The sequence below is a fragment of the Halalkalibacter lacteus genome (genome assembly GCF_036663595.1).
GTDB lineage: Bacteria > Bacillota > Bacilli > Bacillales > Bacillaceae_D > Halalkalibacter > Halalkalibacter lacteus.
In genome coordinates this window covers 1-241 of the sequence record NZ_JAWRVL010000416.1, presented here as the reverse complement: position 1 = coordinate 241, position 241 = coordinate 1, and the positions used below count along the sequence as shown (strand labels likewise).

Annotated in this window: 1 protein-coding gene; it reads left to right on the top strand. The window is 53.5% G+C overall.

From position 1 onward, the window contains the following. A partial coding sequence (locus SAZ04_RS22860) for a hypothetical protein (protein WP_332700064.1) occupies window positions 1–241 on the top strand: 241 nt, incomplete at both ends.

The window sequence follows — 241 nt, the reverse complement described above, 5'->3', positions numbered from 1 at the left end:
GAAATATGCCGATGTGTTCAGCGGCTCTGAGATGTGGCAAGCGATCGATGTTAAAGAAGGCGATCTCTTCGAGTGGAGTGAAGAATCGACCTACATCCACCACCCGCCATATTTCCAGAAACTGACATTAGAAACCCAGCCGATCGGCGAAATTAAGGGTGCGCGCGTTCTGGGCGTGTTCGGTGACTCGATCACCACCGATCACATTTCTCCCGCCGGGAACATTGCCACCGACTCGCCA